Consider the following 10,551-nt stretch of genomic DNA (forward strand, 5'->3'; position numbering starts at 1 on the left):
AAATCCTGAACAGACCCGCTGCTGTAAGCTCCGCTTACGTGCCGGACAAATACCACAATTGCCACTGTTCCGATAAACCGGGATGGGAAGGCGTCCGGCACGGGAGTAAGTCAGAAGACCTGCCAAGATCACCAAGTTTCAAGCTTTCGGGAAATAGAGCTGAAGACGATATGGAAAAACCTTTCCAATTGGTGTTTTGTATAGGTGCTTCTGGTTTATATGGAAATTGTTTATCAGTTGAATCTTCTATTATCTATTTTCTGCAAGCTATTTGGCAACATTCAATTAGCTTAAGGATGTATTATATCTGTTTTCTTAGAATTCTGGAAAAGACTTCTTTGTTACTCATTATTTTAATGGGAATAAATCTCGGTTTCATGAACCCGGTTTATGCCCAGAAGTCAAAATCACAAACCATTGTCGATAACATCTCCGATTCAACTATCATTCGCAAGAAAGACGCCCCGGACTCTCTGCATAAACCTGGGGATATTATATTGGATGATATATTGGTGATCGGAAAAAAGATTGGCAAGGAAGTTATTCCGGCAAGGGTTATGATCCATAAAGACATTGAAAGTTTCAATACACTTTCGGTTTCAGATGCCATCCGCTTTTTTTCAGGAATTCAATTGAAAGATTATGGTGGGATAGGAGGTCTGGGATCTTTAGATACCAGAAACATCGGAACGAACCAGATGAATGTTTTTTATGATGGGATACAACTTACGACCCAGAATGGGCAAGTCAATTTAGGCAGGTTTTCATTAGACAATATAGAACAAATTTCACTTTATAGTGGACAGAAAAGTGAGATACTTCAATCGGCAAAAGATTTTGGCTATTCTGGCGCAATTTATATCACAAGCCGTCATCCCAAATTTGAAGGAGAGAAGCAAGGAAATATAAGAGCTTCATTACGGTCCGGTTCGTTCGGGCTCTTTAATCCGTCCATGTTGGTGGAATATAAGATATCGGACGATATAAGTGCCTCTTTTAGCGGCGAGTGGATCAATGCCGATGGTAAGTATAAGTTTGCCTATCGGCGTAGAAATCAGGCAGGTACACTGGTATATGATACTACGGCTGTAAGGCAAAATGGAGATATTAATGCGACCCGTTTGGAAGTAGGATTGTATGGATTAATCAAAGGAGGGAAATGGACTATCCGGGGACATAATTATAATTCTGAGAAAGGTATTCCCGGAGCAATTATAAATAATACTTTTCGTAAAGGAGAACGTCTCTGGGACAGAAATTCGTTTATTCAAGGAACAATCAACAAGGATTTCTCTCCTCAATTCCGCTCAATGCTGAATATAAAATATGCATCCGATTTTACCCATTACCAGAATTACGACAACAAAGAATATGACACAGATAGTAAATACAGACAAAAGGAAATGTACATATCCCTTGCCAACCTATATTCAATACTGGACAATTGGGATATATCTTTCTCCACCGACTTTCAATGGAATACATTAGATGCAGAATACAATATACCCGAAAAAGAAGAAATGTTTCCCAAGCCAATCCGTTATACAACATTGATAGCCGGAGCTACTTCTTTTGAATTCTGGAAATTTAAAGCACAGGCAAGTACTCTTTTGAACCTGGCACGTCATAAGGTAGGACGCAATGAAAATTTGAAAGATAAGTCCCTTTTCACTCCGGCCTTTTTTCTTTCATTTAAACCCTTCGACGGGCATGCGCTCACATTGAATCCCTATTTCAGACAGATGTTCCGGATGCCTACCTTCAATGATCTTTACTATACTGACATGGCCAATCCCTATCTGAAACCTGAACATGTTACACAGTATAATGTGGGGGTGAAATATGAGAAAGAACTGAAAATTCCTGTTTGGAGACATTTCGACATAGAGGTCAACGGTTATTACCATGATGTAATAGATAAGATAATTGCTTATCCAAAAGGTAATCAATTTGAATGGACCAGACTTAACCTGAAAAAAGTGGAGGTGAAAGGAATAAATGCGTCAGTGGGTAATCTTTTTGAGATTATGCAGGAGATGTTTTTGAATCTGAAACTCCAATACACCTACGAGAAGGCCCAGGATTTTAGTAACCCTCAGGATTCCTATTATGGACATCAGATACCTTATATCCCGTGGAATACAGGATCGGCTATGGTCTCCTTCAAATATAGAGGATGGTCAGCATTCTACAGTTTCATATACACCGGGGAACGTTATAGTCAACAAGAAAATTTTTATTTCAATCATGTACAACCCTGGTATACAAATGATCTGGCTTTAACCAGAGAAATTAAAATACAGAAAAATCATTTGAAATTCTCCGTTGAAATAAATAATCTTTTTAGCCAGAATTACGATGTTATACTCAATTATCCGATGCCCAAGACAAGTTATCGTTTCTTAATAAGTATAGAACTATGATACAAAATAATAAAATAAAGATACTATTCATCATATGCTCTTTTCTTATTGTGGTATCATGCCGCAAAGATGAGCTTGTGACCCCGACCCAGTATGAATCCATCGTCGGAATGACTCCCGACCTCAATACTAAGATTATAGGGTTATATCTACTTAATGAAGGGGCGATGGGTACCAATACGTCCACTCTTGACTTTGTAGATTACCGCACAGCTACTTATGCCCGAAATATATATGCTGAGAAAAACCCTGAAAATTCGAGAGGACTTGGAGATGTAGGAAATGATATCCAGGTGCATAAAGGTAAATTATATGTTGTGATCAATTGTTCCAATAAAGTGATTGTGCTGAATGCCTATACTTGTGAACAAATAGCTGAGATAGAAATCCCGAATTGCAGGTATATAAAATTTAAAGATAATCATGGGTATGTGAGTGCATATGATGTGCCGGTAGGCATTAGCCAACATGCCGGAAAGGGAGCTATTTATAAGATAGATCTCAGTTCAAATACCATAGTGGATAAAGTGGTTGTCGGTTATCAACCCGAACAAATAGTGATAGACGATAATCATCTGTATGTGGCAAATTCCGGGGGGTACCGTGTACCGAACTACGATAATACCGTATCGGTGGTGACTCTCTATTCAAGTAAAATGAACCATGATTCCCAGATTGAAGCCGGTATCAACCTGCAATGCTTAAAAATGGACAAGTATGGTAAAATGTGGGTTTCTTCAAGAGGGGATTATAATACAACTTCATCCAATCTATTTGTGTTGGATAGAGTCGGAGGAGTATATCGAAAGGTAAAAACCTTGGATGTTCCTTGTAGTAATATGGCGCTAAAAGGAGACTCACTCTATATCTATAGCGTGGAATACAATAGAAACAGCAATAAAAATACCGTCACCTATGCTCTTATCAATGTAAACGAACAGAAAGTGATTTCGCGCAATTTCATTACCGATGGAACAGACAAGACAATAGAAGTTCCTTATGGTATAGCCATACATCCTGTCTCAAATGATATTTATATTACCGATGCAAGAAATTATGTGTCGAGTGGTCAACTTCATTGTTACGATATTACCGGCCGGAAACGATGGAGCATTCGAACAGGCAATATTCCTGCACACATGGTATTTTTAGAAAAGAAATAGGAAGATGAAAGCAAGAATTGGTTTTTATATACTTCTGTTTCTCACATTTGTTTCGTGTGAAACCGACTTTGCTCCTCTTGTGAGCCTTGGCCTGGACGATGCCTATATAGCTCCGAGGATGAAGGCTGTTTTCTTGCGTCCCGGTCTCGAAGGGGAAGCATATCAATGGACTTTAACAGCGCCGGATGGCCACCAATCCGTAGTGAGTAATCAAAAAGACTATACATTCCTGGAATCTGAATTGGGTACATATCACCTGAATTTTAAGATATTAGATGAAACTACCCCTGTGAATGAGGACATCACTGTCTTTGTGGTGGAGGAGCAAAGAAAATACAGCCCCTATATATCCACGGTATATGAATATCGACCTGCACCGGGGCAATTTATTAATGATATGCCCAGATATGTGATTGGTGATACAAAAGAGTCTATGAGGCGAAAGGCAGAAGAAAGTATCCGGGGTAATGTGCGTCGTGGTGTATCCTTAGGCGGCTTCGGAGGATATATCATCTTTGGATTCGATCATACGGTAATGAATATAAAAGATAAACGTGATTTTTATATAGAGGGAAACGCTTTCAATAGTGGGGCTCATCCTGGTCTTGAAGTAGGTAGCAGTGAATCGGGGATTATTCTTGTCGCTTTCGATGACAACCAAAACGGTATTCCGGATGATACATGGTATGAAATAGACTGGTATCCCGATGTAACGAAGGAAATTGCCTATATGGATTATGAAATAAAATATTACAGACCCAATCCCGATAAATATCCTGATCCGGGACAAGGATCAATCTCCGATAAGACATATATAAAATGGACCGATAACCGGGGAAAAGAGGGATATGTTATGAAGAATGTATTCCATAATCAGGCTTATTATCCGCAGTGGATAAGTGATGATGAAATGGTATTCCGGGGGACACGACTGCCGAACAATGCTTCTGACGTTTCGGGGAATGGTACTTACTACCTCCAGTTTATGTTTCCCCGTGGAGCTTATGTGGATAACTATCCCGACGGTGCCGTGGATAGCGAAGGTAATCAAAGAAACCATTTTGATATAAGCTGGGCGGTAGGCATTGAAACAAGAGAGAGGGTGCATCTGAAGGGTATTGATTTTATTAAAGTGTATACCGCGCAGAACCAATATTTAGGATGGCTGGGAGAAACTTCAACCGAACTATTTTGTGCGGAGGACCTGCATATAGGCCGGCAATAGACTCTCCCACTCCAAGATGAAGTCGTTCAGGAAATAATGGTCAATGATTTGAACAGGGGTAAATATGAAAAGGTTATTTCTAATTGTATCACTTATACTATCTACAGTATGTATGACATTGTTCACCTATTGTAGTTATAGCAACGATGATGAACAGGTTCTTCATCCTGAAATTGAAGAGCCGGAGCCGGACCCCGTTCCAGAACCTCTACCCGCCGAATATTATGCTGCACTGTCCAATCCCAATGCATTCATTGTGAAACCGGGGGAATCGGTCACCTTTCCGGTAATGAAGGCTTTTGCCGTCTGGAAACAATATGAAGAAGTTATCAAAAGTGAACTATCCCGGGAAGCAACTCTTCAGGTAACACTTGTATGGCAGGATCAGCCGGCACTTGTCTCCGAAGTGAATCTTAGCAAGAAGGCGAAAGAATATTCCGAGATTACCGTAAAGACAGCAAGGAAGAAAGGGAATGCGGTTGTAGCCCTCAAATCGGACGATAAAATCTGCTGGAGTTGGCATTTGTGGGTTACAGATTACGATCCGGAAAATCAGATCAATGGCAGAACCTATCAATGGGATAATAATGAAGATGGCATATCGGATTATGTTTGGATGGATCGCAATTTAGGAGCCGAAACAAATGGAAATAAACTCACCAAAGAAGACAGTCTGGCTGCCAGCGGGCTCCTTTACCAATGGGGGCGTAAGGATCCACTGCCCGGGGACAGAACATTCAGATATACAACCGAAAATTATCCTCCTAATTTTGATAGCCACCCTATTTATAACATGATGGGAAAAATATTACGAGAAACGGGATCAGAAACTGGGGAGGGGGTATATACCTTAAAAACGAATGAAGACCGTGGGACAGCCAACCTGCTCAAATCAATAATGAATCCGATGATTTATCTGAAAGGCATTGACGTGCCTTATGACGATTGGTTTGCTTCAGAACTTCTCGACCCTGATGATACATTATGGGATTGGAATGGGAAAAAAGGAATTTTTGATCCTTGTCCTGACGGATGGCGTGTACCTGCATATAAAAATGGATCACAGCCATGGCAAGGGTTTGACGAGGCTAATTCTCCCTATTCTCAATTGGGAGTATTTCCTTGTGCGGGATTCAGGTACCTTTACAACAACGGAGCATTGAAGAATTCGGGGTTCCAGTCATGTATATATTGTGCTGTTGTCAATAAGAAAGCCAATGCACGCTACCTGAACATCCATAAAGATTATCTGGGTGCCACAAAACCCAAAATAGATGTGACGTCACGCAGTACCGCCATGTCTGTACGATGTGTAAGAAATAACGATTGAATAATTTATAAACCACTTTTAAAACAATCACAAGATGAAAAAACAATTTTATGTGTTAGCAATGATGTTTCTGGCAGTGAGTTTTATACTGCCTTCATGCAATCACGATGATGATCCTGTCATGGAGTATGAATTCTCTGTTTCTAATGAGGATAAAGTATTGACAACTACTTCTTTGGGACAGAATTTCTCTGTCAATGTTATCTCGACCCTGAATGGTACGCGGATAGGATTTGAAATCGTTTCCTTTCCCGAGTGGGCGGTGGCAGAAATTAACCTGGCAAGCCTATCGGTTGAAGTTTCCGAGAACCTTCTCAGAGAAGGACGTACCGGAAAGGTGATTATCAAACAGGTTGAGTCCGGAAAGACTATCGAAATACAGATTGAACAAGGTGAAGTAAAAGATAAGGCCAATCTGGAATCTCAGTTTGCAGTAAAAACATATAAAATCAAGGTCATATCACCGGAAATAACCGGATATGAAAAAGCGCCGGAATATAAGTGGTATGAAGTGGCCGAAGATGGAAAAGAGTCGCTATTGGCAGAGACTAAAGATTTGGCTTTCATCAGGGAAAATGCCAGGAAATACAAACTGAAATTCCATATTAAGGATGGGAATGTAGAGGAAACGCTTTATACTGAAGTTACTGTGAGCGGACCTGAAACACCCTATTCCGAGAAAATAGCCAAAGTATATGAATATACCCCTGCCCCGGGATGGAGGGTATCAAGCTATGGCAATGCCGGTTCCACTAAAGAAATGGTGATAGAGACTGTTGAAAACAGACTGGCAGCCGATCAGTTTGTATCATTAGGAGATTTTGGTGGATATATTATTTTCGGATTTGACCACACAGTCATTAATAAACCCGATTTGAGGGATTTCCGCATTACCAGTTCTACCGGAAAAACAAATAATACGCGCCCCGGAGTGATTATGGTCTCTTATGATACCAACGGTAATGGAGAAGCAGATGACGAATGGTATGAAATTGCCGGCAGTGAATACCACCATGTGCAAACCGTGCGTGGTATAGATATTACCTACTATAAACCGACAGAACCTTTAGAAAACTTTCAAATGGGTGACAATTACCTGAAATGGACGACAAATAAAGAAGAAGAAGGCTATATCACCAAGAAAATGATACCCGATGCAAGTCCGGTTTATCCTTTGTGGTACAGAGGCAATCAGGAAGAACAAATCACATTCAAGAATCTGACAAAATTACGTAGTACGATTGTCATGAATGGTATGTTCCCCGATCAGTCATCCGATGCAAACTATAAACCGTTTGACTATGGTTATGCTTGTAATGTGGGTGATGCAAATAAGGTAGGTACATCAATCGACATTGCCTGGGCTGTTGATGGTGATGGTAAATATGTGAATCTTCCGGGTATCGATTTTGTAAAAGTATATACCGGCACCTTTATTGAAAGAGGTATGTATTATGGTGAAGCCGATAGTGATATAAAAAACGCGTATGACCTGCATATGATAGGTGAAACAATAGAAACTATAAAACCGTAATTAGAAAGAATATAGAAATAACCGGGTTAGATAGCTGGCGCTGTCTAACCCATTTCCCGTTTTTAGATGAATAGAAGAAGATTGATACTGCCACTGGCTTTAATAAGTTTATTTTCAATATTTATAAGTTGCAGTGACGACACAGAGCCCACTCTTATAACAGAGGAGGATGATTTTTTAGAGGAAATAATATCTCTTGAAGAGCGAAAGCAAACTTTTATCGGAAGAAACGGAGGAGAGCTTGCTGTCGCGCTAAATACCAATATCAAACATTTTGTGGTGGAAGTCCCTGATGAAGCCAAAGACTGGTTGAGTTTCGTGCAGGCAGATATTAATAATAAAGAAATTATCTTCTCCGTAAAGCCTAATAATCATCACTTCCGATGGACTATGGTCAAAATCGCGAACAGTACCGACACGCTCTCTGTAGATGCATTTATAGGTCAATTATCTTCTGCCAATCAGGATGTAGAAAAGTGTTATTATATAGAAGGAGGGGATATGAAGGACATTGTCCCTATTGATGCTGAGGAGATTATCTTATTTGGATCACCCGATAGAGATGACTTCAGGTATATGAGAGATAAAGTAAATAAATTATCCACTCTCGATCTGAACGGGACGACAATAACAGAGATTCCCGACAACGCATTCTATGATCCGGCAAAATTCAAGCATTTCTTTACTAAAATTTCGTTTCCTGAGACTTTAAAAAGAATCGGGAATCATGCTTTTCATGACTGTTATAATTTAAGAGGAAACCTCAACCTGCCGGACGGATTGATAACAATAGGAGAATATGCTTTTTATCAATGTTTGTTTTTTACGGGGTCATTACGTATCCCCAATAGTGTTACATCAATAGGTGAATTCGCTTTTTCCGGTTGTACCGGATTAACGGGTGATTTGATTTATCCTGCAAATTTAGTTTTATTGGGAAGGCATTCTTTTCCTTCCAGCCTTAGTGGTGATTTAATTATTTCCGAGGGTACTACCGTAATTCCGGCGATGGCTTTCGCTAATCATCGGAATATCAAAGGAAAGCTCGTGATTCCTTCCAGTGTGATGGCAATTGGAGCCGGAGCTTTTTTCGGGTGTTTGGGTATCAACGAAGTATACTGTTATAATAAAGTGCCATTGGAGATTTCTGATATATGGGAAAATACGAATCCTGATAAAAAACTTTATGTTCCACGAGAAAGTGTGGAAACTTATAAAGCAATAGAATCCTGGGCAGAAGCATTCAATGATGGTAAAAATATTTTTGGAATGCCTTAATATGAACAGTTGGATGAAATATAAGAATAATTGCGGTTTTATGAGGTTTCTTTATTCTTCCATATCGTTATTATATAGTCTTATCATTATGGTAACTATAAGTTCATGTAGATATGAGAGTGATGATGATCCGGTGATTTATCCGGAAGAGCCTGAATCTACTTCGGATACGATTGCCGCACCAAAGCCCGAAGAATATTTTAGAGCTCTTTCATTGCCTAATTCGTATATGGTACAACCCGGCGAAACAATTACTATCCCGGTAATCAAAGCGTATGCCGTTTGGGAACAATATAAAGATATATTAAGGACGAAGCTGTCACGCGAAGCCACTCTTTCCGCTACTCTACTATGGCAGGACAGGAAGGATTTAGTGGCAAGTGTTGTCCTGACAGAAAATGAGATAGAATACTCCGAGATTACTGTTACTCTTTCCAACAACTCCGGAAATGCTGTTATTGCTTTTAAGGTAGATGATATAATCTGTTGGAGTTGGCATTTGTGGGTTACAAACTATGTTCCTGAGAATAATATAAATGGTAGAACATATGAGTGGGATAATAATGGAGACGGAATAAGCGATTATATATGGATGGATCGCAACTTGGGAGCCATATCTTCAGGTATCAAGCTGACTTATGTGGATAGTCTTGATGCGTGTGGCTTGCTATACCAATGGGGAAGAAAAGAACCTTTTCCGGGTGATCGTGACTTAAAGGCTGGATTCAATAATACCATACCTCGATATTATAGCCGTACTATCTATGATATAGATGGCAATATTTTGGAAGAAACAGGATCCATTCCTGGAAAAGGGATACATACAACGCCTATTTCTATTGACAAGGCCGTACATAATCTGTATAAGGCTATCACAAACCCTTTGGCCCTACTTATGCATGACCGAAAAGAATCAAATCCTTACGAAGAATGGTTCATATCGTGGGATACCAAGAATACCGACAATTCCCTTTGGGGTACTAATATCGGAAAAGGGGTATTTGATCCTTGTCCTGAAGGATGGCGTGTACCGTCCTATAAAAATAGACTATCTCCATGGAACAGGCTCGATAACGCCAGTACTCCCTATTCCCGACTGGGTGTCTTCCCTTTGGCAGGAGTCCGACGACATATAGAACCACAAATTCCGGTAGGATCATTGATATGGGCAGGTGAAATGGCTTATATCTGGAGCTCCACTCCCATGATCTCAAGCCCGGAAGAAGAGGTGGACTATTTGAAACCAACTCCCGGTTTTGCTTATGCATATCAGGTATTATCCAATTATAGTAGTACGGCTTATATAGGGAAAAGCAACGCCGCTTCAATACGGTGTGTAAGGGAGTAATTGAAAAGTTATTCGACAAAATACAAAAGAAAACCTTATCTTTGCAGTGAATTTTGGTGTTGTTCACTTCAACGGCTTCGAAGTGAATGATGAAAAGGGAATCAGGTGAAAATCCTGAACAGACCCGCTGCTGTAAGCTCCGCTTACGTGCCGGACAAATACCACAATTGCCACTGTTCCGATAAACCGGGATGGGAAGGCGTCCGGCACGGGAGTAAGTCAGAAGACCTGCCAAGATCACCAAGTTTCA

At 40.1% G+C, this 10,551-nt stretch carries 7 protein-coding genes and 2 riboswitches; all 7 genes read left to right on the forward strand.

Features of this window, described 5'->3' with window-relative positions:
- Positions 1-142: riboswitch (cobalamin riboswitch) on the forward strand. This riboswitch is flagged as partial in the annotation.
- A gap of 415 nt (positions 143-557) precedes the next feature.
- The 7 genes from VB073_RS17515 to VB073_RS14540 all read left to right on the forward strand — a co-directional run bounded on the left by VB073_RS17515 (position 558) and on the right by VB073_RS14540 (position 10,301).
- On the forward strand, positions 558-2,423 hold the full coding sequence (locus tag VB073_RS17515; RefSeq protein ID WP_416349555.1) for a TonB-dependent receptor: 1,866 nt from the start codon (positions 558-560) through the stop codon (positions 2,421-2,423).
- Positions 2,420-3,586, forward strand: a complete 1,167-nt coding sequence (locus VB073_RS14515) for a YncE family protein (protein ID WP_323404914.1) — start codon at positions 2,420-2,422, stop codon at positions 3,584-3,586. The genes VB073_RS17515 and VB073_RS14515 overlap by 4 nt, the downstream gene beginning before the upstream one ends.
- 4 nt (positions 3,587-3,590) lie before the next feature.
- Positions 3,591-4,811 carry a cell surface protein gene (locus VB073_RS14520; RefSeq protein ID WP_323404915.1) on the forward strand — a complete coding sequence of 407 codons (1,221 nt, stop codon included), beginning with the start codon at positions 3,591-3,593 and terminating at the stop codon, positions 4,809-4,811.
- Between the two features lie 64 nt (positions 4,812-4,875).
- Positions 4,876-6,141: a hypothetical protein gene (locus VB073_RS14525; RefSeq protein ID WP_323404916.1), complete on the forward strand. Its 1,266-nt coding sequence runs from the start codon at positions 4,876-4,878 to the stop codon at positions 6,139-6,141.
- A 34-nt stretch (positions 6,142-6,175) separates the two neighbouring features.
- Entirely contained in the window at positions 6,176-7,675 is a 1,500-nt protein-coding gene (locus VB073_RS14530) for a hypothetical protein (protein WP_323404917.1), read from the forward strand.
- Between the two features lie 66 nt (positions 7,676-7,741).
- On the forward strand, positions 7,742-8,953 hold the full coding sequence (locus tag VB073_RS14535) for a leucine-rich repeat domain-containing protein (protein ID WP_323404918.1): 1,212 nt from the start codon (positions 7,742-7,744) through the stop codon (positions 8,951-8,953).
- Positions 8,954-9,041: 88 nt separating this feature from the next.
- Positions 9,042-10,301 (forward strand): hypothetical protein, encoded by a 1,260-nt coding sequence (locus VB073_RS14540; RefSeq protein WP_323404919.1) that lies wholly within the window; start codon positions 9,042-9,044, stop codon positions 10,299-10,301.
- Positions 10,302-10,338: 37 nt separating this feature from the next.
- Positions 10,339-10,551: riboswitch (cobalamin riboswitch) on the forward strand.

The sequence above is a fragment of the Proteiniphilum sp. genome (assembly GCF_034927365.1).
GTDB lineage: Bacteria > Bacteroidota > Bacteroidia > Bacteroidales > Dysgonomonadaceae > Proteiniphilum.

Excerpts from the sequence above, each read along its gene's own strand:
- VB073_RS17515 (WP_416349555.1), top strand. The coding sequence starts at position 558 with ATGATCCATAAAGACATTGAAAGTTTCAATACACTTTCGGTTTCAGAT.
- VB073_RS14515 (WP_323404914.1), top strand. The coding sequence starts at position 2,420 with ATGATACAAAATAATAAAATAAAGATACTATTCATCATATGCTCTTTT.
- VB073_RS14520 (WP_323404915.1), top strand. The coding sequence starts at position 3,591 with ATGAAAGCAAGAATTGGTTTTTATATACTTCTGTTTCTCACATTTGTT.
- VB073_RS14525 (WP_323404916.1), top strand. The coding sequence starts at position 4,876 with ATGAAAAGGTTATTTCTAATTGTATCACTTATACTATCTACAGTATGT.
- VB073_RS14530 (WP_323404917.1), top strand. The coding sequence starts at position 6,176 with ATGAAAAAACAATTTTATGTGTTAGCAATGATGTTTCTGGCAGTGAGT.
- VB073_RS14535 (WP_323404918.1), top strand. The coding sequence starts at position 7,742 with ATGAATAGAAGAAGATTGATACTGCCACTGGCTTTAATAAGTTTATTT.
- VB073_RS14540 (WP_323404919.1), top strand. The coding sequence starts at position 9,042 with ATGGTAACTATAAGTTCATGTAGATATGAGAGTGATGATGATCCGGTG.